Source organism: Paraburkholderia lebeckiae (genome assembly GCF_050436325.1).
GTDB lineage: Bacteria > Pseudomonadota > Gammaproteobacteria > Burkholderiales > Burkholderiaceae > Paraburkholderia > Paraburkholderia tuberum.
Genome location: NZ_JBNDLZ010000003.1, coordinates 2151832 through 2176168, shown reverse-complemented (window position 1 = coordinate 2176168; position 24337 = coordinate 2151832). Strand labels below are relative to the sequence as shown.

General features: G+C 63.0%; 17 protein-coding genes and 1 pseudogene. 12 read left to right on the top strand and 6 right to left on the bottom strand.

Translation table 11 applies throughout. The features are described 5' to 3' along the window. Positions 1-412: 412 nt before the first annotated feature. The 5 genes from rimP (at position 413) to truB (ending at position 6960) form a co-directional block, all read left to right on the top strand. Entirely contained in the window at positions 413-871 is a 459-nt protein-coding gene (gene rimP / locus OKW44_RS27925) for a ribosome maturation factor RimP (RefSeq protein ID WP_006052964.1), read from the top strand. Then, positions 868-2343, top strand: coding sequence for a transcription termination factor NusA (nusA, locus tag OKW44_RS27920; protein ID WP_018418361.1), 1476 nt, complete (start codon positions 868-870; stop codon positions 2341-2343). Before rimP ends, nusA begins: the two co-directional genes overlap by 4 nt. Before the next feature lie 94 nt (positions 2344-2437). Beyond that, positions 2438-5359 carry a translation initiation factor IF-2 gene (gene infB, locus OKW44_RS27915; RefSeq protein WP_018418360.1) on the top strand — a complete coding sequence of 974 codons (2922 nt, stop codon included), beginning with the start codon at positions 2438-2440 and terminating at the stop codon, positions 5357-5359. A gap of 221 nt (positions 5360-5580) precedes the next feature. After that, entirely contained in the window at positions 5581-5946 is a 366-nt protein-coding gene (rbfA, locus tag OKW44_RS27910; RefSeq protein ID WP_008922231.1) for a 30S ribosome-binding factor RbfA, read from the top strand. 78 nt (positions 5947-6024) lie between these two features. Further along, positions 6025-6960 carry a tRNA pseudouridine(55) synthase TruB gene (gene truB, locus OKW44_RS27905; protein WP_026225448.1) on the top strand — a complete coding sequence of 312 codons (936 nt, stop codon included), beginning with the start codon at positions 6025-6027 and terminating at the stop codon, positions 6958-6960. 125 nt (positions 6961-7085) lie between these two features. Here the strand turns inward: truB and OKW44_RS27900 are convergent, their stop codons facing one another. From OKW44_RS27900 to OKW44_RS27885, 4 genes are all read right to left on the bottom strand, one after another. Next, on the bottom strand, positions 7086-8648 hold the full coding sequence (locus tag OKW44_RS27900; protein WP_018418357.1) for a DHA2 family efflux MFS transporter permease subunit: 1563 nt from the start codon (positions 8646-8648) through the stop codon (positions 7086-7088). Positions 8649-8682: 34 nt separating this feature from the next. Further along, positions 8683-9924, bottom strand: a complete 1242-nt coding sequence (locus tag OKW44_RS27895; protein ID WP_018418356.1) for an EmrA/EmrK family multidrug efflux transporter periplasmic adaptor subunit — start codon at positions 9922-9924, stop codon at positions 8683-8685. Between the two features lie 83 nt (positions 9925-10007). Continuing rightward, positions 10008-11528: an efflux transporter outer membrane subunit gene (locus OKW44_RS27890; protein ID WP_018418355.1), complete on the bottom strand. Its 1521-nt coding sequence runs from the start codon at positions 11526-11528 to the stop codon at positions 10008-10010. 52 nt (positions 11529-11580) lie between these two features. Continuing rightward, positions 11581-12096: a MarR family winged helix-turn-helix transcriptional regulator gene (locus OKW44_RS27885; RefSeq protein ID WP_018418354.1), complete on the bottom strand. Its 516-nt coding sequence runs from the start codon at positions 12094-12096 to the stop codon at positions 11581-11583. A gap of 317 nt (positions 12097-12413) precedes the next feature. Between OKW44_RS27885 and typA the strand changes: the two genes are divergently transcribed. The 6 genes from typA to OKW44_RS27855 all read left to right on the top strand — a co-directional run bounded on the left by typA (position 12414) and on the right by OKW44_RS27855 (position 22249). Further along, complete coding sequence (gene typA / locus OKW44_RS27880) at positions 12414-14243, top strand: translational GTPase TypA (RefSeq protein WP_026225447.1); 1830 nt, start codon at positions 12414-12416, stop codon at positions 14241-14243. A 402-nt stretch (positions 14244-14645) separates the two neighbouring features. Continuing rightward, positions 14646-17507 (top strand): 2-oxoglutarate dehydrogenase E1 component, encoded by a 2862-nt coding sequence (locus tag OKW44_RS27875; RefSeq protein WP_018418352.1) that lies wholly within the window; start codon positions 14646-14648, stop codon positions 17505-17507. 140 nt (positions 17508-17647) lie between these two features. Further along, positions 17648-18925, top strand: a complete 1278-nt coding sequence (gene odhB, locus OKW44_RS27870; RefSeq protein ID WP_026225446.1) for a 2-oxoglutarate dehydrogenase complex dihydrolipoyllysine-residue succinyltransferase — start codon at positions 17648-17650, stop codon at positions 18923-18925. Positions 18926-19063: 138 nt separating this feature from the next. Continuing rightward, positions 19064-20506, top strand: a complete 1443-nt coding sequence (gene lpdA, locus OKW44_RS27865) for a dihydrolipoyl dehydrogenase (RefSeq protein WP_018418350.1) — start codon at positions 19064-19066, stop codon at positions 20504-20506. Positions 20507-20593: 87 nt separating this feature from the next. After that, the gene (zapE, locus tag OKW44_RS27860; protein ID WP_018418349.1) at positions 20594-21691 is read left to right on the top strand and encodes a cell division protein ZapE; all 1098 of its coding nucleotides are present in this window, start codon (positions 20594-20596) and stop codon (positions 21689-21691) included. 99 nt (positions 21692-21790) lie between these two features. Next, positions 21791-22249 (top strand): transposase, encoded by a 459-nt coding sequence (locus tag OKW44_RS27855; RefSeq protein ID WP_018418348.1) that lies wholly within the window; start codon positions 21791-21793, stop codon positions 22247-22249. Positions 22250-22407: 158 nt separating this feature from the next. On the opposite strand, the gene OKW44_RS27850 is transcribed toward OKW44_RS27855, so the two are convergent. Together OKW44_RS27850 and OKW44_RS27845 are read right to left on the bottom strand one after the other, a co-directional pair. Continuing rightward, a complete protein-coding gene (locus OKW44_RS27850; RefSeq protein ID WP_018418347.1) occupies positions 22408-22893 on the bottom strand; it encodes a DUF2147 domain-containing protein in 486 nt (161 codons plus the stop codon). A gap of 200 nt (positions 22894-23093) precedes the next feature. Beyond that, positions 23094-23405, bottom strand: a pseudogene (locus OKW44_RS27845) (ShlB/FhaC/HecB family hemolysin secretion/activation protein); the annotation flags it as partial. A gap of 153 nt (positions 23406-23558) precedes the next feature. Between OKW44_RS27845 and OKW44_RS27840 the strand changes: the two are divergent. Continuing rightward, the gene (locus OKW44_RS27840) at positions 23559-24275 is read left to right on the top strand and encodes a DUF2968 domain-containing protein (protein WP_026225445.1); all 717 of its coding nucleotides are present in this window, start codon (positions 23559-23561) and stop codon (positions 24273-24275) included. Positions 24276-24337: the final 62 nt, after the last annotated feature.

Genomic DNA, 24337 nt, shown 5'->3' with positions numbered 1-24337 from the left:
CTGCGCTGAAGACCGATAGGACGCATCGCTGCAAAGTATTGGCGTAGCCCGGCCGGCTCCCTTTCCCGACGGCTCGGGCGACCTTGCAAAAGCCCGGATTTGCCGCCACATTGTCGAAAGATTCCTATCAAATCAAGCGGAAATGCGCGTCGCCCGGCGTTCCGCAGATTGCGTTTGGGCCGAAAAATGGCTACAATCGCGAAGTCGCTGGGCGTACGGTTTCATCATGTGCGGCTCAGGTGCGACCACCGGCAATAAGATGATGGGCGTTCAGCCCATTTTTTTTTGCCGCTCAGTTCATCGTGGTTCGGCATCTCGGGTTCGCACGAACGTGCGCCGGCTTGGCGCGCGGCCCGCATTGGTTGTTTGCAGAAGAGGCGAGGCTCGCTGCGCGAACATCTAAGAGGGCACTGTGCAACTGACGGAACTGATTGAAACCACGGTCGTGGGACTCGGCTACGAGCTCGTCGATCTCGAGCGCACCGGGCGCGGCATGTTGTGTATCTATATCGACCAGCCAGCCGGCATCGCAATCGAAGACTGCGAGAAAGTCACGCGTCAGCTCCAGCACGTTCTGACGGTCGAAAATATCGATTACGAGCGGCTCGAAGTATCGTCGCCCGGTCTCGACCGCCCGCTGAAAAAACTGGCGGATTTTGAACGTTTCGCGGGCAGCGAAGCGGTTATCACACTGAAAAAGCCATTGGACGGTCGGAAGTCGTACCGGGGTATTTTGCATGCTCCGCAGGGCGAGACGATCGGTCTGGAATTTGAAGGAAAAGAAGGTGCCGCGATGCTCGATTTCACGCTCGCGGACATGGACAAGGCGCGCCTTGTTCCGAAAGTTGACTTTAGGAGCCGCAAACAATGAGTCGCGAAGTGTTGATGCTGGTGGATGCGCTGGCACGCGAGAAGAATGTCGACAAGGACGTGGTATTTGCCGCGCTCGAAGCGGCTCTCGCTTCGGCCTCCAAGAAACTCTTCGAAGAAGATGCGGACATCCGCGTCCACATCGACCGTGAAAGCGGCGAGCACGAAACGTTTCGCCGCTGGAAGGTGGTGCCGGACGAAGCAGGTCTGCAGGAACCGGATCAGGAAATTCTGCTGTTCGAGGCGCGCGAGCAGCAGCCCGATATTCAGCTCGACGAGTTTATCGAGGAGCCGGTTCCGTCGATCGAATTCGGCCGTATCGGCGCGCAGGCCGCCAAGCAGGTGATCCTGCAGAAGGTGCGCGACGCCGAGCGCGAGCAGATCCTGAGCGACTTCCTCGAGCGCGGCGAACACATCATGACCGGCTCGGTGAAGCGTCTCGACAAGGGCAACTTCATCGTCGAATCGGGCCGCGTCGAAGCGTTGCTGCGCCGCGACCAGCTGATCCCGAAGGAAAACCTTCGGGTGGGCGACCGCGTGCGCGCGTATATCGCGAAGGTCGACCGCACAGCGCGTGGTCCGCAGATCGAGCTGTCGCGTACGGCGCCGGAATTCCTGATGAAGCTGTTCGAGATGGAAGTGCCGGAAATCGAGCAGGGCCTGCTCGAGATCAAAGCGGCGGCTCGCGATCCGGGCGTGCGTGCGAAGATCGGCGTGGTGGCTTATGACAAGCGCATCGATCCGATCGGCACTTGCGTCGGTATTCGCGGCTCGCGCGTGCAGGCCGTACGCAACGAGCTCGGTGGCGAAAACGTTGACATCGTGCTATGGTCGGAAGACCCCGCCCAGTTCGTGATCGGCGCGCTCGCGCCGGCAGCCGTGCAGTCGATCGTCGTCGATGAAGAAAAGCATTCGATGGACGTCGTCGTCGACGAGAACGAACTCGCGGTTGCGATCGGCCGCAGCGGCCAGAACGTGCGGCTTGCCAGCGAGCTCACCGGCTGGCAGATCAACATCATGACGCCGGACGAATCTGCGCAGAAGCAGAATCAGGAACGCGGCGTCCTGCGCGACCTGTTCATGGCGCGTCTCGATGTCGACGAGGAAGTCGCCGACATCCTGATCGACGAAGGCTTCACGAGCCTCGAAGAGATCGCCTACGTGCCGCTCAACGAAATGCTCGAAATCGAGGCATTCGACGAAGACACCGTTCACGAACTGCGCAACCGCTCGCGCGACGCGCTGTTGACGATGGCGATCGCGAACGAAGAAAAGGTCGAGAATGTAGCGCTCGACCTGAAGAGCCTGGACGGCATGGACGCCGACCTGCTCGCGAAACTGGCCGAACATCAGATCCAGACGCGCGACGAACTCGCCGAGCTGGCCGTGGATGAACTGGTTGAGATGACTGGGATGGGAGAGGATGCCGCTAAGGCGTTGATCATGAAAGCACGTGAACACTGGTTCCAGTGAGAAATGACCATGGCGCACTGAATTGAACGCGGCCGTCAGGCCGCATGACCCGATGCTAACCGCAAGGAATCGGTCCTTGCATTAAGAGGAATGAATGGCGAGTAACAACGTAGCCCAATTTGCCGCGGAACTGAAAATGCCTGCAGGCGTGCTGCTTGAGCAGCTGCAGGCAGCTGGCGTCACAAAAGCGAGCGAAGCCGACTCCTTGTCCGAAACGGACAAGGCGCGTCTGCTCGACCACTTGCGCAAGTCTCACGGCTCGACTGATGCAGACAAGCGCAAGATCACGCTGACGAAACGGCATACGTCGGAGATCAAGCAGTCCGATGCGACGGGCAAAGCTCGCACCATTCAGGTCGAGGTGCGCAAGAAGCGCACGTTCGTCCGCCGCGACGAGACCGTCGCGGAAGGCGGGGATGCATCGAATCATGTGGCCGAGAACGCGGACGCCGAAGATCTCGAACTGCAGCGTCGCGAGGAAGAAGCACGTCACGAAGCCGAGCTGCTCGAAAAGCAGGCGCAGGAGCTGAAGGCGCGCCAGGAACAGCTCGAGCGCGAAGAAGCCGAGCGTCAGGCGCGCGAGCAGTCCGCGGAAGCCGAGCGTCAGCGCGCGGAAGAAGATGCGAAGAAGCGTGCAGCGGCTGCGGTCGAGGCGGCGGCTCGCGAGAAGGCCCAGCAGGCGGCGGCGAAAGCCGCTGCACCGGTTGCCGAGAAGGCAAGCGAGCAGGACGACGAACGCGCGGCAGCGGAACGCGCCGCGCAACGCGAAGCCGCGAAGAAAGCGGAAGACGCCGCGCGCGTGGCCGCCGAGAAGGCGCGCGCCGAACAGGAGGAAATCGCCAAGCGCCGCGCGGCGGCCGAAGCCGAAGCGCGCGCGATTCGCGAAATGATGAACACGCCGCGCAAGGTGCAGGTGAAGGCGCCGGAACCGGCACCGAAGCCCGCCGAGCCGGCCAAGGCGGCCGAAGCCAAGGGCACGCTGCACAAGCCGGCGCGTCCGGCTGGTGAAGCACCGGCGCGCCCGGCAGCCAGGAAGCCGTCAGCCGCCGCGACTCCGGCGCCCGCGAGCGCACCGTCGGCGGGCGACAAGAAGAAGCCGGGCGGCGGAAAGAGCGGCTGGCAGGACGACGCAGCGAAGCGCCGCGGCATCAAGACGCGCGGCGATTCGAGCGGCGGCGTCGATCGTGGCTGGCGCGGCGGTCCGAAGGGGCGTGGCAAGCATCAGGAGCAGGCCACCACGTTCCAGGCGCCGACCGAACCGATCGTGCGTGAAGTGCATGTGCCGGAAACCATCACGGTCGCGGATCTCGCGCACAAGATGGCGGTGAAGGCTTCGGAAGTCATCAAGGTGATGATGAAGCTCGGCCAGATGGTCACGATCAACCAGATGCTGGACCAGGAAACGGCGATGATCATCGTCGAGGAACTGGGCCACCATGCGCTCGCGGCGAAGCTGGACGATCCGGAAGCCATGCTGGTCGAAGGCGAAGCGAGCGACGCCGAAGCGCTGCCACGTCCGCCGGTCGTCACGGTGATGGGCCACGTCGACCACGGCAAGACCTCGCTGCTCGACTACATCCGCCGCGCGAAGGTTGCGGCAGGCGAAGCGGGCGGTATTACGCAGCACATCGGCGCCTACCACGTCGAAACGCCGCGCGGCGTGATCACGTTCCTCGACACGCCGGGTCACGAAGCCTTTACGGCAATGCGTGCCCGCGGTGCAAAGGCGACCGACATCGTGATCCTGGTGGTGGCCGCCGACGACGGCGTGATGCCGCAGACGAAGGAAGCGATCTCCCACGCGAAGGCTGGCGGCGTGCCGCTCGTCGTCGCGATCAACAAGATCGACAGGCCGGAAGCGAATCCGGATCGCGTGAAGCAAGAGCTCGTCACGGAAGGCGTCGTGCCGGAAGAGTACGGCGGCGACTCGCCGTTCGTGCCGGTGTCGGCGAAGACCGGCACGGGCATCGACGATCTGCTCGAAAACGTGCTGCTGCAGGCCGAGGTGCTGGAGCTGAAGGCACCGGTCGAATCGCCGGCCAAGGGTCTCGTCATCGAAGCGAAGCTCGACAAGGGTAAGGGTCCGGTCGCAACGATCCTCGTCCAGTCGGGTACGCTGAACCGCGGCGACGTCGTGCTGGCAGGCAGCGCCTACGGTCGCGTGCGTGCCATGCTCGACGAAACCGGCAAGCCGACCAAGTCCGCGGGTCCGTCGATCCCGGTCGAAATCCAGGGTCTGTCGGAAGTGCCGCAGGCTGGCGAAGAAGTGATCGTGATGCCGGACGAGCGCAAGGCGCGTGAAGTTGCGCTGTTCCGTCAGGGCAAGTTCCGCGACGTCAAGCTCGCAAAGCAGCAGGCCGCGAAGCTCGAGAACATGCTCGAGCAGATGGGCGAGGGCGAAGTGCAGTACCTGCCGCTCATCGTCAAGGCCGACGTGCAGGGTTCGCAGGAAGCGCTGGTGCAGTCGCTGCAGAAGCTCTCCACCGACGAAGTACGTGTGCAGATCGTGCACGGAGCGGTCGGCGGCATCAGCGAGTCGGACGTCAATCTCGCGACGGCGTCGAAGGCGGTCATCATCGGCTTCAACACCCGCGCGGATGCGCAGGCTCGCAAGCTCGCGGAAGCTAATGGCGTCGACATCCGCTACTACAACATCATCTACGACGCCGTGGATGAGGTGAAGGCGGCAATGTCGGGCATGCTGGCGCCGGAGAAGCGCGAAGTCGTGACGGGCACGGTCGAAGTACGCCAGGTATTCAAGGTGCCGAAGGTCGGCACGGTGGCCGGCTGTATGGTCACGGACGGTTTCGTCAAGCGCTCGTCGTCGGTGCGCGTGCTGCGCAACAACGTCGTCATCTTCACGGGCGAGCTCGATTCGCTCAAGCGGTTCAAGGACGATGTGAAGGAAGTCCGTCAGGGCTTCGAGTGCGGTATGTCGATCAAGAACTTCAACGATATCGTCGAAGGCGATCAGTTCGAAGTCTTCGAGGTCACCGAAGTCGCGCGTACGCTGTAATTCACGCGGCACGTCACAGCGGGCGGAACGGGCTTGACGCCCGCTCCGCCCGTTGTTTTTGAGCCAGCAGTGTCGAGTTTGTTGCTGGCTTGGTTGCCGCGTTCGTCGCAAATGGACTCTCACCCGCCGCGGCGACCGCGACGCCGTCGTATCGAACGAATATCGAACACGGCTCGCGCGAACCAATTTTTTGCATCCGTCTTAGCGGAGCACACAACACCATGCCTAAGAAACGTACTACTCCCAATCGCAACGTGCAGATCGCCGATCAGATCCAGCGCGACCTGGCTGAGCTGCTGCGCGAGGTCAAGGATCCGCGCATCGGCATCGTCACGTTTCAGAGCGTCGAGCTGACGCCCGACTACGCGCACGCGAAGGTCTACTTCACGACGCTGACGGGCGACCCGCAGCAAACGCTCGAAGCGCTGACGCACGCTGCCGGCCATCTGCGCAATCTGCTGTTCAAGCGCCTGCATATCCACACGGTGCCGACGCTGCATTTCCACTACGACAAGACGATCGAGCGCGCCGTGGAGATGTCGCGTCTGATCGACGAGGCAAATTCCACGCGCGCGAAAGACGACTGAGCGTCTGCCATGCCGTGGCGTTCCACGTAGCGCGCGGCGCCGTTTTTCGTATTTCCCGAACGTTCTGCCTCCCTCGACATGACCGCACCTCAACGCCCCCGCGTGCCGCGTCGCGCGCTCGACGGCGTGCTGCTGCTCGACAAGCCGCTCGGCCTGTCGAGCAACGACGCGCTGGTTCGCGCGAAACGTCTTTACCTGGCGAAAAAGGCGGGCCACACCGGCACGCTCGATCCGCTGGCAACCGGCCTGCTGCCGCTGTGTTTCGGCGAGGCCACCAAGTTTTCGCAAGACTTGCTCGAAGCCGACAAGACCTACGAGGCGACGATGCGCCTCGGTATCCGCACGACCACCGGCGACGCCGAAGGCGAGGCGTTCGACATCCGCGACGTCGACTGCGACGAAGCGGCGGTGCGGGCGGCCTTGCCGAAATTCATAGGCGAGATCGTTCAGATTCCGCCGATGTACTCGGCGCTCAAGCGCGATGGCAAGCCGCTGTACGAGTACGCGCGCGCTGGCCAGACGGTCGAACGGGAAGGGCGGCAGGTGACGATTCGCGCGCTCGAGCTGATTGCGTGCGCGTTGCCGGATGTGACGTTTAGCGTGACGTGCAGCAAGGGCACCTATGTGCGCACGCTTGCCGAGGATATCGGCGAGGCGCTCGGCTGCGGCGCGCATCTGGTCGCGCTGCGGCGCACGGGCGTCGGCGCGCTGACGCTGGAGCATTCAGTCACGCTCGACGCGTTGTCCGACGCGACTGAACTCGAACGCGACGCATGGCTGCAACCGGTCGACACGCTGCTGTCGACGTTCCCGCAGGTCTGTCTGAACGACGATGACACGCGCCGCTTCCTTCACGGCCAGCGCCTGAAGCTGTCGTCGTTGACGATCGCCGCCGACGCGGTGACTGCCCCGCGCGTAAGGGTGTACTCGGCGCAGGGGCGGCTTCTCGGGGTCGCGAAGCCGGGCGAAGGCGTGCTCGCACCCGACCGTCTGATCGTGACGACGGAGAGCTAGAGGTCGCCGTTTTGCCAGCCCGGCGCGGACAATAAAATAAACGGGATCGCCATCGAGGCGATCCCGTTTTGATCATGCCCTCCGGTGGAGCGATGTCGAACTAAAGCAACACCACAAACACCCCCTCAATGCGCCGCGGCCGCCGCCGCTCCCGCATCGCCGCCTGCCCGTTCCGGCCGCGTGATCCAGATGAGCGCGATCAGCGAGATAAAAATACCGGCCGAAATGAAGAACAGATCGTTTACGCCGAGCTGCGCGGCCTGCTGCGTGACCATGGTATTGAAGAGACCATAGGTCTGCTGCTGATCCAGGCCCGCCGCGCCCATCTGACGAATCGATTGACCGAACGCCGGGTTGTAAGCATTCGCCTGCTCGGTCAGTTGCGCGTGATGCATGATCGTGCGGTGATCCCAGGCGGTCTGGAAGATCGACGTGCCGATACCGCCGCACATGATCCGCACGAAGTTCGACAACCCCGAGGCCGCTGGAATCCGATGGCCCGGCAAGCCCGACAGCGTGATCGACACGAGCGGAATAAAGAAGCCGGCCATACCGATACCTTGAATCAGCGTGGGTAGCATCAGCGAGTACGTATCGACGCCCGTCGTATAACGCGAGCGCATCCAGAAACACAGCGCGAAAATCAGGAACGACAGCGTCGCGATATAGCGCGGATCGGTACGCGGCAGCACCTTGCCGGTCAGCGGCGACAACAGGACCGCGAACACACCGACGGGTGCCATCACGAGTCCGGCTTCGGTCGCCGTGTAGCCGATATCCGTCTGCAGCCACAGCGGCAACAGCACGAGATTGCCGAAGTAAAGCCCATAGCCGATCGACAGCGCGATCGTGCCGCCGGTGAAATTGCGCCGGCTGAACAGCGACAGATCAACCACCGGATGCTCGGCCGTCAACTCCCATACGATGAAGAACGCGAGCGCGATCACCGCGACGAGCGCGAGCGCGACGATCGTCGTCGACGAGAACCAGTCGAGGTCCTTGCCCTTGTCGAGCATCACCTGAAGCGAGCCGACCCAGACGATCAGAAGACCGAGGCCGACTCCGTCGATTGGCGCCTTCCTGATGACTGAATCGCGGTTACGGAAGATCATCCACGTCGCGGCGGCCGCGACCGCACCGACGGGAATGTTGACGTAGAAGATCCACGGCCACGAGATGTTGTCGGAAATCCAGCCGCCGAGAATCGGACCGGCAACCGGTGCGATCAGCGTGGTCATCGCCCACATCGATAGCGCCATCGGCGCCTTCGCGCGCGGATAGCTCGCGAGCAGCAGCGTCTGCGACAGCGGGATCATCGGGCCGGCCACCGCGCCTTGCAGCACGCGCGACGCAAGCAGGAACGGCAGGTTCGGCGACAGCCCGCACATCCATGACGACAGCACGAACAGCACGATCGACGCCATGAACAGCCGCACCTGGCCGATGCGGTCGGTGAGCCAGCCGGTCAGCGGCACCGAGATCGCGTTGGCCACCGCGAACGACGTAATCACCCACGTGCCCTGGTCGGACGATACGCCGAGGTCGCCGGAAATGGAGGGGATCGACACATTCGCGATCGACGTGTCGAGCACGTTCATGAACACGGCGAGCGACACCGCGATGGTGCCGATCACCAGTTGCGCGCCCTCGAGCGGCGGGTGAGGGACTTGCGCCTGAGCCTGAGCCATTAAAAGAGCCTTCTATGAATCATCGGGCGGACCTTCAGCTCTTATGGGCCACAGGTTTCGCGGCGGCCGCGGCGCTCGCCGCGGTCGACTTCTGCGCGCCGCCGTTCGCGTTCGCGCCGGCATTTTCCGAGATGATGCGGGCGATTTCCGCATCGGCTTCCGCGCCGTACTTGTCGAAGACGTTGGTCTGGTAAGCCGTGGACGGCGCCTGACCGAGCTGGCCGCCGGTGTCGTCCTTGATGTTCACGTCAGCTTGCATCGACAGACCGATACGCAGCGGATGCTTCTCCAGTTCCTGCGGATCGAGCGAAATACGCACCGGCAGACGCTGCACGACCTTGATCCAGTTGCCGGTCGCGTTCTGCGCGGGCAGCAGCGAGAACGCCGAACCCGTGCCGGCCGAGAAGCCGACCACCTTGCCGTGATACGGCACCGACGAGCCGTAGACGTCGGCCGTCAGTTCGACCGGCTGGCCGATGCGCATGTGCTTCAGTTGCACTTCCTTGAAGTTCGCTTCGACCCACACGTCATGCAGCGGCACGATCGCCATCAGCGGCGAGCCCGGCGAAACGCGCTGGCCGAGCTGCACCGAGCGTTTTGCGACATAGCCTGTGACCGGCGCTGGCAGAGTATTGCGAGCGTGGTTCAGGTATGCGTCGCGCAGCTTCGCGGCGGCGGCCTGCACGTTCGGGTGATCGGCGATCGTGGTGTTCGCGGTCAGCGCGCGGTTTGCCGCGAGTTGCTGTTTGGCGGCGTCGAGCGCGGCTTGCGCGCTCTTCACGGAGTCGCGTGCGTGCGAAATTTCTTCCTGCGATACCGCGCCGGTCTGCGCGACCGTCATACGGCGCTTCAGGTCGTCCTGGGCGCGCGACAGATCGGCCTGGCTCGCCGCGACCCGCGCTTCGTACTGGCTGTCGTCGGCGAACAGACCGCGCACCTGGCGCACGACCTGCGCAAGATTGGCCTCGGCCTGTTCGAGCGCGACGCGCGCGTCGGCCGGGTCGAGCACGACGAGCGGGTCGCCGGCCTTGACGACCTGGGTGTCGTCCGCGTTGACCGCGATCACGGTGCCCGTGACCTGCGGGGTGATCTGTACGACGTTGCCGCTCACGTAGGCGTCGTCGGTGTCTTCATGGAAGCGCGCGACGAGGAAGTAGTACAGGCCGTACGCGATCGCGGCAATCAGAATCACGATGACGAGCAGCGTCATCATGCGCTTGCGTTTGCCGTTGTTCGCCGCTTGCGGTGGAGTGGCGGGCTGCTGGGGGGTGCTCATTGATGTGCTCCGGGTTCTTTTGAACGTCGTCGTTTATTCGGGTGTTCGTGTCTATGCCTGTGCGTCGGCGCGGGCGGGCTCGCTCAGTTCGCGGCGGTGCTCGTGGCGTGGTTCGCAGCGTTGGCCGATGCGGGAGCATCGGTCGGCACGACGAGACCGGTCTGGGTTGCGTCGAATCCGCCGCCCAGTGCCTTGATCAGACCGATCTGCAGACTGCGGCGGCGCATTTGCAGACCCGTGACCGTCTGCTCGGCGGCAAGGCGGTTTTCATCGGCGGTGAGCACCTGCAGCTGCGGCGACAGGCCGGCCTTGTAGCGGATTACGGCGAGCTGGTACGCCTTGCTCGACGCGTCGAGCGCGCGCTGGGCGTCGCCCTCCTGGCGGTCGATCGAGCGGATCGACGACACCTGCGTCGATACGTCCTGCAGCGCGTTGATCAGCGTCTGGTTGTAGTTCGCGACGTCGCCCTCGAAGTCGGCGTAGCGGCCCTTCAACTGCGCGCGCAACGCGCCGGCGTCGAAGATCGGCAGATGGATCGCCGGGCCGAACTGGATCTGACGGCTCGACGCGGTCAGGAAACGACCCCAGCCGAACGCGTCGAAGCCGAAGCCGGCCGCGAGATTCACGTCCGGGTAGAACTCGGCTTTCGCTTCCTTCACGTCATGCATCGCGGCTTCGACCTGCCAGCGCGCGGCGACGATGTCGGCGCGACGCGCCACGAGGTCGGCCGGGATGTTGTCCGGCAGAGCGACCCCGTCGCCGCCGGTGAGCACCGGCTTGTCGATCTGCAGGCCACGGTCCGGGCCTTTGCCGAGCAGCGCGCCCAACTGGTAGCGCACGACGGTGATCTGGCCGTCGAGGTCGGTCAGGTTCGACTGGCTCGTCGCGACGTTGCCGGCGGCGGTCTGCTTCTCGACGTTGGTGTCGAGGCCGGCCGTCACGCGGTCATTCGTGATACGGCCGACGTCCTGGCGGTTCGCGATTTCACGCGCGGCGATGTCGCGGAACGCATACAGCTGCGCTAGCTGGTTGTAGGTGCTCGCGACCGACGCGGCGAGCGTCACGCGCGCCTGCTGCATATCGGCCTCGGCGGCTTTCTGCTGCGACACGGCCTGGCCGAGCCGCTGACGGTTCTTGCCCCACAGGTCGAGATCCCACGACGCGCTCGCGAGCACGTTGTTCTCGCTATACCAGGTGCCGCCGAACGGAGGCGGGTAAAGGGCGTTTGCCGAGTACAGCTCGCGGGTCCACGAATAGCTCGCGCTGACCTTCGGGAACAGCGCTGCGCGCGAACTTTCGATATACGACGAAGCCTTTGCGAGCCGCGCTTGCGCCTGGGCGATCGACGGGCTGCCCTCGAGCGCTTCCGCGATCAGCTTCGGCAGTTGCGGGTCGCCGAACTGGTTGGCCCAGTCGAACGATGGCCACTGGCCGCCCTCGTTGGGCAGACTCTGCGTCGACTCGTACTGCGTCGGCGACGCGATCTGCTTGTCGCTTTTGACGCCGAAGTAGTTCGCGCACCCCGTGAGGGCGAGCGCCGTCACCGCGGCGGCGACAGCGGCCCGGCTCGACAGCGCGGGCGCGGACAGGGAAAGGGATTTCATCGCTCGACTCTTCTTTGAGTGGAATGTATTGATGGACGCAGCAAGCAAGCTATTACGATTTGCTATCGGAATGGCTTGCGGCGTCGCGGGAAAGTCCCGTGTGTTCGCCGGAATTGACGAGCACGCGACGCAGCATGCTCTTCAGGAAGCCCACTTCTTCCGGGGTGAACCCGTTCAGCAGGTTATCGAGCACGCCATTGAAAATGGCCGGCATGCGAGCCGCAATCGCATGGCCTTCCGGCGTCAACGCGAGGCGCACGACGCGCCGGTCTTCGTTACTGCGCACCCGCGTGAGCAGGCCGCGCTTTTCGAGCCGGTCGATCAGGCGCGTGACGGCGCTTGCGTCGATACCGTATTCACGCGCCAACTCAGCCGCGAGCAGGCATTTGCCGCTCGCCACCATGAACAGGATGCTGCCTTGCTGGCTGGTGATGCCGAGTTCGGCCATGCTGCGCTGCGTGACCAGGTTTAATAGCGTCGATTTCACCCGTGAAATGAGATAGCCGACGCTTTCGCCGAGCTGGTACTCGCTGAGATTCGGCGTGGGTTCGTTGGACGGCTCCGTCATGATTCTCGTGCGAATGCAATGGTTGACTAGGCATTAGTATAGCTGGCTGTTGATTGACGCGACAAGCGTTAATACAGCTTAGGCAAGGATTATTTCGCGCTAAAGCAACAAACCGTACGGAATGACGTAGGGCGGGGCAAGGCGCGATTCGCGCAACTCGCGCAGAGTGGACGGTCTATCGGGGAATACCAGAAAGGATCATCCGTGCGTGCTATAATTTTGGGTTCCCAAAAGTGCGCTTTGGGCTTGTCGTCGTGGTTTGGCTCCTCAACCAGCAGCATAAGCAAGCGGCGCACTCAACCGTCTTCAGGTTTCCTATGACCCGCGCCCTACGCAACATCGCCATCATTGCTCACGTCGACCACGGCAAGACCACGCTCGTCGACCAGCTCCTCCGTCAGACCGCCACGTTCCGCGAGAACCAGCAGATCGCCGAGCGCGTGATGGACTCGAACGACATCGAAAAAGAGCGCGGCATCACCATCCTGTCGAAGAACTGCGCGGTGGAGTACGAGGGCACGCACATCAATATCGTCGACACGCCGGGGCACGCCGACTTCGGCGGCGAAGTGGAGCGCGTGCTGTCGATGGTCGACTCGGTGCTGCTGCTCGTTGACGCGGTGGAAGGCCCGATGCCGCAAACCCGCTTCGTCACGAAGAAGGCGCTCGCACTGGGTTTGAAGCCGATCGTCGTGGTCAACAAGGTCGACCGTCCGGGCGCGCGGATCGACTGGGTGATCAACCAGACCTTCGACCTGTTCGACAAGCTCGGCGCGAGCGAAGAGCAGCTCGACTTTCCGATCGTCTACGCATCTGGCCTGAACGGCTACGCGGGTCTCACGCCTGATGTACGCGACGGCGACATGCGTCCTTTGTTCGAGGCAATCCTGCAGCACGTGCCGGTGCGCCCGGCCGACCCGGAAGGTCCGCTGCAACTGCAAATCACGTCGCTCGACTACTCGTCGTACGTTGGTCGTATTGGCATTGGCCGTATCACGCGCGGCCGCATCAAGCCGGGCATGGCTGTCGCGGTGCGCTTGGGGCCGGACGGCGAAATCCTCAATCGCAAGATTAACCAGGTGCTGTCGTTCAAGGGTCTTGATCGCGTGCAGGTCGACTCGGCTGAGGCGGGCGACATCGTGCTGATCAACGGTATCGAGGAAGTGGGCATCGGTGTGACGATCTGCTCGCCGGAACAGCCGGAAGCGCTGCCGATGATCACCGTCGACGAACCCACGCTGACGATGAACTTCCTCGTCAACTCCTCGCCGCTCGCGGGCCGTGAAGGCAAGTTCGTCACGAGCCGCCAGATTCGCGACCGCCTGATGAAGGAACTTAATCACAACGTCGCGCTGCGCGTGCGCGATACCGGCGACGAAACGACGTTCGAAGTGGCCGGCCGCGGTGAGCTGCACCTGACCATTCTGGTCGAAAACATGCGTCGCGAAGGCTACGAGCTGGCCGTGTCGCGTCCGCGCGTCGTGATGCAGGAAATCGACGGCGAGAAGCACGAGCCGTACGAAAATCTGACCGTCGACATGGAAGACACCCACCAGGGCGGCGTGATGGAAGAACTTGGCCGCCGCAAGGGCGAAATGCTCGACATGGCATCGGACGGCCGTGGCCGCACGCGTCTCGAGTACCGAATTTCGGCGCGTGGTCTGATCGGCTTCCAGTCGGAATTCCTCACACTCACGCGCGGTACGGGTCTGATGAGCCACACGTTCGATTCTTACCAGCCGGTCAAGGAAGGGGCGGTCGGCGAACGTCGTAACGGCGTGCTGATCTCGCAGGACGACGGCGCGGCAGTCGCGTACGCACTGTGGAAGCTGCAGGACCGCGGCCGCATGTTCGTGTCGCCGGGAGAAGCGCTGTATGAAGGCATGATCATCGGCATCCACAGCCGCGACAACGATCTCGTCGTGAACCCGATCAAGGGCAAGCAGCTTACCAACGTGCGCGCGTCTGGCACCGACGAAGCCGTGCGTCTCGTGCCGCCGGTTCAGCTGTCGCTCGAATACGCGGTCGAGTTCATCGACGACGACGAGCTGGTCGAAGTCACGCCAAAGTCGATCCGTCTGCGCAAGCGCTACCTGAAGGAACACGAGCGCCGCAGCGCGAGCCGCAACAAGGTTGCCGGCGAATAAGCCGGACTCGATCCGTCTGGATAGCAGGGAGCGGAAGCCACCTTCGGGTGGCTTCCTTGTTTTTGGCGTATCAAAACGTTTGGCGCTGCATCATGCCTGCCACTTTCCGGGGCGGCACACATGTAGACACCCATCGCGCCGTTCGCCTTCATTTCTCACAGAACACTGTTGCGCGCAGTGAAAAGGCACCCCGTCGCCCGCGAAACGCCCGCCGTCACAGGCTTTGCGCCTGTGCCGTTCGCTATCTGGGCTATTCGTTCTGTGCTATGCTCCCGGGTGCAAAGTTTTAGGTCCTTCCAAGCAAGACTTGATTCGCGCAATCCGCTAAACGGTCAGGCCGTGTCGCGGAAGGTTCGGTAACCCGCTATTTCTCGAGAAACTCGAAGAAAGGTGAGCGTAAAAATGATGAAGCAATTCCAGTCGAACTCTTATCTGTTCGGCGGCAATGCTCCGTACGTTGAAGAAATGTACGAAGCGTATCTCGATAATCCGGCGTCAGTGCCCGAGACCTGGCGCAGCTATTTCGATGCGTTGCAGAACGTGCCCGCATCGGACGGCAGCAACGCCAACGACGTGGCCCATGGCCCGATCGTCGAATCGTTTGCCCAGCGCGCCAAGGCCAATGCCTTCCTGCCGCGCGCAACGGCCGGCGGCGAAGATCTCGCAACCGCCCGCAAACAGGTTTACGTCCAGTCCCTCATCGGCGCATATCGCTTCCTCGGCTCGCAATGGGCCAATCTCGATCCTCTGAAGCGCCGCGAGCGTCCCGCGATTCCCGAACTTGAACCCGCGTTCTACGACTTCACCGAAGCCGACATGGACCAGGAGTTCAGCGCAACGAATCTGTACTTCGGGTTCGAGCGCGCGACGCTGCGCGAGATCGTCAAAGCCCTGCGCGACACGTACTGCGGCACGATCGGCGCCGAGTACATGTACATCAGCGATCCGGAGCAGAAGCGCTGGTGGAAGGAACGCCTCGAATCGATCCGTTCGACGCCGAGCTTCAACAACGACAAGAAGAAGCACATCCTGAATCGCCTGACGGCCGCCGAAGGCCTCGAGCGTTTCCTGCACACCAAGTACGTCGGCCAGAAGCGCTTCTCGCTCGAAGGCGGCGAGAGCTTCATCGCGGCGATGGACGAAGTCGTGCGCCACGGCGGTCTGCGCGGCGTTCAGGAAATCGTCATCGCGATGGCTCACCGTGGCCGTTTGAACGTGCTGGTCAATACGCTCGGCAAGATGCCCGCAGACTTGTTCGCCGAATTCGAAGGCAAGCACGTCGACGATCTGCCGGCTGGCGACGTGAAGTACCACAAGGGCTTCTCGTCGGACGTCGCGACGGAAGGCGGCCCGGTTCACCTGTCGCTCGCGTTCAACCCGTCGCACCTCGAAATCGTCAACCCGGTGGTCGAGGGCTCGGCGAAGGCGCGTATGGACCGTCGCGGCGACGAAAACGGCGTTCAGGTGCTGCCGGTGCAGATCCACGGCGACGCGGCTTTCGCCGGCCAGGGTGTCGTGATGGAAACGCTGAACCTCGCGCAAACGCGCGGTTACGGCACGCACGGCACGCTGCACATCGTCATCAACAACCAGATCGGCTTCACGACGTCGGACCCGCGCGACTCGCGCTCCACGTTGTACTGCTCGGACGTCGTCAAGATGATCGAAGCGCCGGTGCTGCACGTGAACGGTGACGATCCCGAAGCGGTCGTGCTGGCCACCCAGATGGCGATCGACTTCCGCATGCAGTTCCACAAGGACGTCGTCGTCGACATCGTCTGCTTCCGCAAGCTGGGCCACAACGAGCAGGACACCCCGGCGGTCACGCAGCCGCTGATGTACAAGACGATTTCGAAGCACCCCGGCACGCGCGCGCTGTACGCTGAAAAGCTCGTGCAGCAGGGCATCATCAAGGCCGAGGATGGCGAGGAATTCGTCAAGGCCTATCGCAAGGCGATGGACGAAGGCCACCACACGGTCGACCCGGTGCTCTCGAACTACAAGAGCAAGTACGCGGTGGACTGGGTGCCGTTCCTGAACCGCAAGTGGACCGACGCGGCCGACACGGCCGTGCCGCTCGCGGAACTGAAGCGCCTCGCCGAACGCATCACCACGATTCCGGAAAACTTCAAGGTTCACCCGCTCGTCGAGCGCGTGATCAACGACCGTCGCGCCATGGGCCGCGGCGAAGCGAAGCTCGACTGGGGCATGGGCGAGCACCTCGCGTTCGCATCGCTGGTCGCTTCGGGCTACGCAGTTCGTCTGACGGGTCAGGATTCGGGCCGCGGCACGTTCACGCACCGTCATGCGGTGCTGCACGACCAGAACCGCGAGCGCTGGAACGACGGCACCTATGTGCCGCTGCAGAACATCGCCGAAGGTCAGGCGAAGTTCACGGTGATCGACTCGGTGCTGTCGGAAGAAGCGGTGCTCGGCTTCGAATACGGTTACTCGACCGCTGAACCGAACACGTTCGTCGCGTGGGAAGCGCAGTTCGGCGACTTCGTGAACGGCGCGCAGGTCGTGATCGACCAGTTCATCTCGTCGGGCGAAGTGAAGTGGGGCCGCGTGTCGGGCCTGACCATGCTGCTGCCGCACGGCTACGAAGGCCAGGGTCCGGAGCACTCGTCGGCGCGTATCGAGCGTTTCCTGCAACTGTGTGCAGACCACAACATGCAGGTCGTTCAGCCGACCACGCCGGCGCAGGTCTTCCACCTGCTGCGTCGCCAGATGATCCGCCTGTTCCGCAAGCCGCTGATCGTCGCGACGCCGAAGTCGTTGCTGCGTCACAAGGAAGCCGTGTCGGATCTGTCGGAACTCGCGAAGGGTTCGTTCCAGCCGGTCATCGGCGAAGTGGACGAAACCATCGACGCGAAGAAGGTCAAGCGCGTGCTGGCCTGCTCGGGCCGCGTGTACTACGACCTGGTCGCGCATCGCCGTGAAGCGAAGGTGAACGACGTCGCGATCATCCGTATCGAACAGCTGTATCCGTTCGCGCACAAGCAGTTCGAAGCGGAAATGAAGAAGTACGACAACGCAACCGAAGTGGTGTGGGTGCAGGACGAGCCGCAGAATCAGGGCCCCTGGTTCTACATCGAGCACCATCTGAAGGAAGGCATGAAGGAAGGGCAGAAGCTGGCGTACAGCGGCCGTCCGGCTTCGGCCTCGCCGGCAGTCGGCTACTACGCGAAGCACTACGAGCAGCAGAAGGCGCTGATCGAAGGCGCTTTCGGCCGTCTCAAGAGCGCGTCGATCGCTAAATAAAGAAACAGACGAGCCGGGAAAGCGCAGTGCGCTTTCCCGCGCCGCGCCGAACGATCGCATGAGGTTCAGGCGCGGCGTTCACGGTTCGCAGGCGGTCGTGAAGAAGCGCCGTCACCCGATACGTATTCAGGATACTCATAATGGCTATTGTTGAAGTCAAGGTTCCCCAGCTCTCCGAGTCGGTCTCGGAGGCAACCATGCTGCAGTGGAAGAAGAAGCCCGGCGAGGCTGTCGCTCAGGACGAAATCCTCATCGAAATCGAGACCGACAAGGTCGTGCTCGAAGTGCCGGCACCGGCAGCAGGCGTGCTCGCGCAAGTCATTTCGAACGACGGCGACACGGTCACGGCTGAGCAGGTGATCGCGAAGATCGACACGGAAGGCACCGCAGGCGCCGCCGCTGTCGAAGCCGAAGTGAAGCCGGCTCCGGTCGCTGCCGCGGCTCCCGCACCGGCGGCTCAGGCTGCTGCCGCAACGGGCTCGAACACCGCTGCTTCGCCGGCTGCCGGAAAGCTGATGGCCGAGAAGGGTCTGGCTGCTGGCGACCTCGCCGGCACGGGCCGCGACGGCCGCATCACGAAGGGCGACGTGCTCACCGCTGGGCAGGCTGCTCCGGCTGCTGCCAAGGCCGCACCGGCTCCGGCTGCCGCACCGAAGGCTGCGAAGCCGTCGCTGCCGGACGTCAAGGCACCGGCGTCGGCCGACCAGTGGCTGAAGGACCGTCCGGAACAGCGCGTGCCGATGTCGCGTCTGCGTGCGCGTATCGCCGAGCGTCTGCTCGAATCGCAGCAAACCAACGCCATCCTTACGACGTTCAACGAAGTGAACATGGCGCCGGTCATGGATCTGCGCAACAAGTACAAGGACAAGTTCGAGAAGGAACACGGCGTGAAGCTCGGCTTCATGTCGTTCTTCGTGAAGGCGGCTGTTCACGCGCTGAAGAAGTTCCCGCTCGTGAACGCGTCGATCGACGGTAACGACATCGTCTACCACGGCTACTTCGACATCGGCATCGCTGTCGGCTCGCCGCGTGGTCTGGTGGTGCCGATCCTGCGCAATGCAGATCAGCTGAGCCTCGCCGACATCGAGAAAAAGATCGCCGAATTCGGTCAGAAGGCGAAGGACGGCAAGCTGTCGATCGAAGAAATGACCGGCGGTACATTCTCGATCTCGAACGGTGGTGTGTTCGGCTCGATGCTGTCGACCCCGATCATCAACCCTCCGCAGTCCGCGATTCTCGGCGTGCACGCCACCAAGGAACGCGCAGTGGTCGAAAACGGCCAGATCGTGATCCGCCCGATGAACTACCTCGCGCTGTCGTACGACCACCGTATCATCGACGGCCGCGAAGCAGTGCTGTCGCTGGTCGCGATGAAGGATGCGCTGGAAGATCCGGCTCGCCTGCTGCTCGACCTGTAAGCGCACGTTCCACCGACGCCGGCCGGCGGTTTGCGCGGGCCGGCGTCATTCGTAGCACGTCTTTAGCATTCCGCAGTACAGGAACGGCGCGCGCCACCTCGAGTGGCCCGGCGCCGTTCCGCCATCAAAGGGATTGTCATGTCCAAAGAATTTGACGTCGTCGTGATCGGCGCAGGCCCTGGCGGTTATATCGCCGCCATCCGCGCAGCGCAACTCGGCAAGACCGTCGCATGTATCGAAAAGTGGAAAAACCCGGCCGGCACGCTGAAGCTCGGCGGCACCTGCCTGAACGTCGGCTGCATTCCGTCGAAGGCGCTGCTCGCTTCGTCGGAAGAGTTCGAGAACGCGTCGCATCACCTTGCCGACCACGGCATCTCGGTGGAAAACGTTTCGGTCGATATCTCGAAGATGATGGGCCGCAAGGACGGCATCGTCGAGAAGATGACCAAGGGCATCGAATTCCTGTTCCGCAAGAACAAGATCACGTGGCTCAAGGGCCATGGCAAGTTCACCGGCAAGACGGACGCCGGCGTGCAGATCGAAGTCAGCGGCGAAGGCGAAGATGGTGCAAGCAGCGAAGTCGTCACGGCGAAGAACGTGATCATCGCAACGGGTTCGAAGGCGCGTCATCTGCCGGGCATTCCGGTCGACAACAAGCTGATCGCCGACAACGAAGGCGCATTGAGCTTCGACACGGCACCGAAGAAGCTCGCCGTGATCGGCGCGGGCGTGATCGGTCTGGAACTCGGCTCGGTGTGGCGCCGCCTCGGCGCGGACGTGACCGTACTCGAAGCGCTGCCGGAATTCCTCGGCGCGGCTGACCAGGCGCTGTCGAAGGAAGCGGCCAAGCAGTTCAAGAAGCAAGGTCTCGACATCCACGTCGGCGTGAAGGTCGGCGAAGTGAAGACGAGCGCGAACGGCGTGACGATCGCCTACACGGACAAGGACGGCAACGCGCAGACGCTCGAAGCCGACCGCCTGGTCGTGTCGGTCGGCCGCGTGCCGAACACCGATAACCTCGGCCTCGAAGCGATCGGCCTGAAGGCCAACGAGCGCGGCTTCATCGACGTGGACGACCACTGCGCGACGGCCGTGCCGAACGTGTACGCGATCGGCGACGTGGTGCGTGGCCCGATGCTCGCGCACAAGGCTGAGGACGAAGGCGTGCTGGTTGCCGAAGTGATCGACGGTCAGAAGCCGCACATCGACTACAACTGCATTCCGTGGGTGATCTACACCGAACCGGAAATCGCATGGGTCGGCAAGACGGAGCAGCAACTGAAGGCGGAAGGCCGCGAGATCAAGACCGGCCAGTTTCCGTTCATGGCTAACGGCCGCGCGCTCGGCATCAACAAGGCGGACGGTTTCGTCAAGATGATCGCCGACGCGAAGACCGACGAACTGCTCGGCGTGCACATCATCTCGGCGAACGCATCGGACCTGATCGCGGAAGCCGTGGTGGCGATGGAGTTCAAGGCGGCGTCGGAAGACATCGGCCGTATTTGCCATCCGCACCCGTCGCTGTCGGAAGTCATGCGCGAAGCGGCACTCGCCGTCGACAAGCGCGCGCTGAACATGTAAGCACGCACGCTGACCGAAACGCAACCTTGGCATCACCAAAGGCGGGCGGGGTTCAATCCCTCCCGCCTTTCTTTTTGCAGCAACACGATGAACGTCACCGAATACTACGAAAAAGAACTGCAGACGCGCGGTTATCATTCCGATCCGGCGCAGCGCGCGGCGGTCGACCGCCTGCAGCGGTGCTATGAAGAGTGGGCCGAATACAAGTCGCGCCGCTCGAACGCGTTCAGGAAGCTGATCATTCACCCGGATCTGCCGCGCGGCGTGTACATGTGGGGCGGCGTGGGCCGCGGCAAGAGCTTCCTGATGGACAGCTTCTACATGATCGTGCCGTTGCATCGCAAAACCCGTCTGCACTTCCACGAGTTCATGCGCGAAGTGCATCGTGAACTCGAAGAACTCAAAGGCCGGGCCGATCCGCTCGACGAACTCGCGCGCCGCATTGCGAAGCGCTATCGGCTGATCTGTTTCGACGAATTCCACGTGTCGGATATCGCCGACGCGATGATCCTGTACCGCCTGCTCGACAAGCTGTTCGAGAACGGCGTGCAGTTCGTGATGACGTCAAACTACGCGCCCGACACGCTGTACCCGGACGGCCTGCATCGCGACCGCATGCTGCCCGCGATCGAGCTGATCAAGCAGAAGCTCGACGTGATCAACGTCGACGCGGGGATCGATTATCGCCAGCGCACGCTCGCGCAGGTGGAGGTCTATCACACGCCACTGGACGCCGCTGCCGGCAAGGCGCTGCGCGACGCTTTCGCGCGCCTCGCCGCGGTGCCCGACGAAAGCCCGCTGCTGCATATCGAGAAGCGCGAGCTGAAGGCGCTGCGCCGCGCGGACGGCGTGGTCTGGTTCGACTTCGCGACGCTGTGCGGGGGCCCGCGCTCGCAGAACGACTACCTCGAACTCGCGACCCGCTTTCACGCGGTGATCCTGTCGGACGTGCCGCAGATGTCGGTGCGCATGGCGTCGGAAGCGCGCCGCTTCACGTGGCTCATCGACGTGTTCTACGACCACAAGGTCAAGCTGTTGATGTCGGCTGCGGTGCCGCCGGAGCAGTTGTACGTCGATGGTCCGATGGTCAATGAATTCACGCGTACGGTGTCGCGCATCGTCGAGATGCAGTCGAAGGAGTATCTCGACACGCCGCGCCGTATCGTCGACACGTCCCTAACCTGAGCCACCGCGCACGACACATTTTCAGGATTCGGAGTGGTCTGATATTCCGCGCACGGATGACTGGCTATCTTTTGTCGTTGTTCTGACAAAGGAGGAAGCATGAACCCGTATCGCGAAATCACCGATGAAGAATGGCAGCGCGTTGCGCCACTGTTGCCCGAACTCCGGCCGCGTACCGAAATGCGTGGCCGTCCACTTGCCAATACCCGTTCGGTGCTCAACGGCGTGCTTTGGGTCATATATAGCGGCGCCACCTGGTCCGCAATGCCGCGCCGCTACCCGTCATATCAGACCTGTCATCGCCGCTTCAAGTCGTGGTACGAATCGGGCGTGCTCAAGCACGTCACGGAGCAACTGCTCGGCACCGCGAGCGAAGATTTCTGCAGGTTGATGCAAACGCGTATGCGCACGCACGCGAGCGTGCAGCACAAGCGCGCCACGTCCAAGGGCGTGCCCGCGGCGTTTCGTGTTCCGCCCGCCGTATGCAATCCGGTACCGGCCACGTCGGTGCCGGCGTTGCCGTTCGCTTACGCTGCACCGCTCAAGCAGGCAGCATGACCATCGCAAACAGCTTGCCCCAATGAAAACGGCCGCGCGATTCTTGATCGCCGGCCGTTTTTTATGTGCACCTCCTGGTGCTGAGCGCGCATCGTTGCAGCATCATGCGCACATTCAGGCGACGTGCCAGGCGCCACGCATGCGCCGCACGTCGACCCTCATTGCTGCCGTATCCACATTTGCGAGCGGCCAAGCAGCGCGACCCCAATGTAGCCACGCACCACGAGCTTGTTGCCGCCGTCCTCGAGATGCATCTTGCATTTGTAGACCTTGCCGTTTTCAGGATCGAGAATCTGGCCGTGATCCCACGCGTCGCCATCCTTCTTCATGCTGTTGATGATGGTCATGCCGAGGACCGGTTGATCCTTGCGCGCGTCGGTGCATTCGGTGCAACGGCGATCCGGCTGGTCGTTCGCGCCGAGACCCTTGATAACCTTGCCGTTCAGTTCGCCATTGCCGTCCTGTGTGATCTGCACGAGCGCCTTCGGCTGGCCCGTGTGATCGTCGATGGTTTGCCACGTGCCGATCGGTGTATCGGTCTGCGCCATCGCGGTCACGGCGCTGGCGAGCAGGGCGCCGGCGAGCGCGGCGTGACGGGCGGTGCGCAACGCAAGCGCGCCGGCACGTCGAGTGAATTGCGTCATTGCCTTCCTCCTTGATATGAGACAGCGCGATCATGGTCGCGCGGCGTTATGGGCATCGTGGTCGGATGCGCGGTACCGGCCTTCGCGATGCGCAACGATGCCAGCGGTGTGCCGTTCGCATCGTCAGCGCAGAATACGCGAAAGTGCATGCGTCGTTTGATAGTGGAGCTTCTAATCCGCTCGCGCACTTCTGAAGCGTGTCAATTCCGCTGGTAGCGGAACCTCGCGTTGATGCACGGACTGTGCGATGCGCTCTCCAGCGGCGCGTCACCGAGCGTTTTTCCGACGGATACATCGAGGCTGTAGTAGTGCGCATCCGAAACGCCGAAGCCGAACACGATCGATGAAAACCGCAACTGCGACGGCGTGCCCGCGTGCAGATAGACCGGCGCTACGTCGAACGACACATACGGCGAGAACGAGCGCAGATATATGAAGCCGAGCGTGATCGGCCGGTTGGGCTCGACCGTCGCGCCCCAGCCCGAATCGCCAGACGCATTGCCCGGCTCATAGCTGCCGCGCCGGTGAGGCGGGACCATGCTTGTGCCTGTTCTATAGAAGCAAACGCGCAAGTACCAAATTTTCGACGAAGAGCCCGAAACCCGCGAAAGTGAGTGATAATTCCCCGTTTCCTACTAAAACAAAATCTGTTCAACAGGTATCACATGGACCGAAAGTCGAAGCTACGAGAGATTGCTCTGGCCGCATGCATCGTATTGGGGGCCCTTCAGGGCGCGAATGCACAGGCTCTGCAGAACAGTGGTGCGAGCGGTACGGTCGTGTCCCTGCCGGGTACGACGAGTGCGTTGCCCGACACCTCGCAGGCCGGCCAGGCGGAAACCACTGCACTGACGCCGGATGAAAACCGGCAATCCGCCACCGGGAACGTGGCTGAATTGCAGCAGATGATCCACGGCCCTGATCTGACCGAATTGCGCACCACGTATAACGGCAGCTATGGCGCGAGCCTGCTGTTCTACGGCAAGGAGATGACCTACTACGTCGCGCTGTTCCAGCAGAAAAACTTGTGGCGGGTCATCAAGTCGCAGGACGCCGCGCGCGCCGAGCTAATCTACAAGGATTTCGCGCGGCAGACGATGCAACTGTCGGACATCGAGATCCGCCGTACGCAACTCGAAGCGCAGAAGGCGTTCACGCAGCGCATGGTCGCGCTGTCGCAGGAACGCGCGAGCCGGCTGCAGGCCGACCTCGACGTCGCGCGTCAGCAGCAAAGCATCGTCGCGAGCCAGCAGGAGCAGAAGCGCGCCGAGGCGACCGAACTGGTGCAGCAGAAGGCCGCCGCGCAGGATCAGTTGCGCGTCGCGCAGCGCCAGGTGCGCGACCTGCAACGTCAGCTCAATAGCGGCTTGCCGGTGCATTGAGCACGACGGTGTGAGCCTGGGTGGAGTGGCGGGACGGCGCGGAAATCGGTGCGCCGTCCGGC

Excerpts from the sequence above, each read along its gene's own strand:
- rbfA (WP_008922231.1), top strand. The coding sequence starts at position 5,581 with ATGCCTAAGAAACGTACTACTCCCAATCGCAACGTGCAGATCGCCGAT.
- lpdA (WP_018418350.1), top strand. The coding sequence starts at position 19,064 with ATGTCCAAAGAATTTGACGTCGTCGTGATCGGCGCAGGCCCTGGCGGT.
- infB (WP_018418360.1), top strand. The coding sequence starts at position 2,438 with ATGGCGAGTAACAACGTAGCCCAATTTGCCGCGGAACTGAAAATGCCT.
- OKW44_RS27875 (WP_018418352.1), top strand. The coding sequence starts at position 14,646 with ATGATGAAGCAATTCCAGTCGAACTCTTATCTGTTCGGCGGCAATGCT.
- odhB (WP_026225446.1), top strand. The coding sequence starts at position 17,648 with ATGGCTATTGTTGAAGTCAAGGTTCCCCAGCTCTCCGAGTCGGTCTCG.
- OKW44_RS27850 (WP_018418347.1), bottom strand. The coding sequence starts at position 22,893 with ATGACGCAATTCACTCGACGTGCCGGCGCGCTTGCGTTGCGCACCGCC.
- OKW44_RS27885 (WP_018418354.1), bottom strand. The coding sequence starts at position 12,096 with ATGACGGAGCCGTCCAACGAACCCACGCCGAATCTCAGCGAGTACCAG.
- truB (WP_026225448.1), top strand. The coding sequence starts at position 6,025 with ATGACCGCACCTCAACGCCCCCGCGTGCCGCGTCGCGCGCTCGACGGC.
- nusA (WP_018418361.1), top strand. The coding sequence starts at position 868 with ATGAGTCGCGAAGTGTTGATGCTGGTGGATGCGCTGGCACGCGAGAAG.
- OKW44_RS27895 (WP_018418356.1), bottom strand. The coding sequence starts at position 9,924 with ATGAGCACCCCCCAGCAGCCCGCCACTCCACCGCAAGCGGCGAACAAC.
- zapE (WP_018418349.1), top strand. The coding sequence starts at position 20,594 with ATGAACGTCACCGAATACTACGAAAAAGAACTGCAGACGCGCGGTTAT.
- OKW44_RS27840 (WP_026225445.1), top strand. The coding sequence starts at position 23,559 with ATGGACCGAAAGTCGAAGCTACGAGAGATTGCTCTGGCCGCATGCATC.
- OKW44_RS27855 (WP_018418348.1), top strand. The coding sequence starts at position 21,791 with ATGAACCCGTATCGCGAAATCACCGATGAAGAATGGCAGCGCGTTGCG.
- OKW44_RS27890 (WP_018418355.1), bottom strand. The coding sequence starts at position 11,528 with ATGAAATCCCTTTCCCTGTCCGCGCCCGCGCTGTCGAGCCGGGCCGCT.
- typA (WP_026225447.1), top strand. The coding sequence starts at position 12,414 with ATGACCCGCGCCCTACGCAACATCGCCATCATTGCTCACGTCGACCAC.
- OKW44_RS27900 (WP_018418357.1), bottom strand. The coding sequence starts at position 8,648 with ATGGCTCAGGCTCAGGCGCAAGTCCCTCACCCGCCGCTCGAGGGCGCG.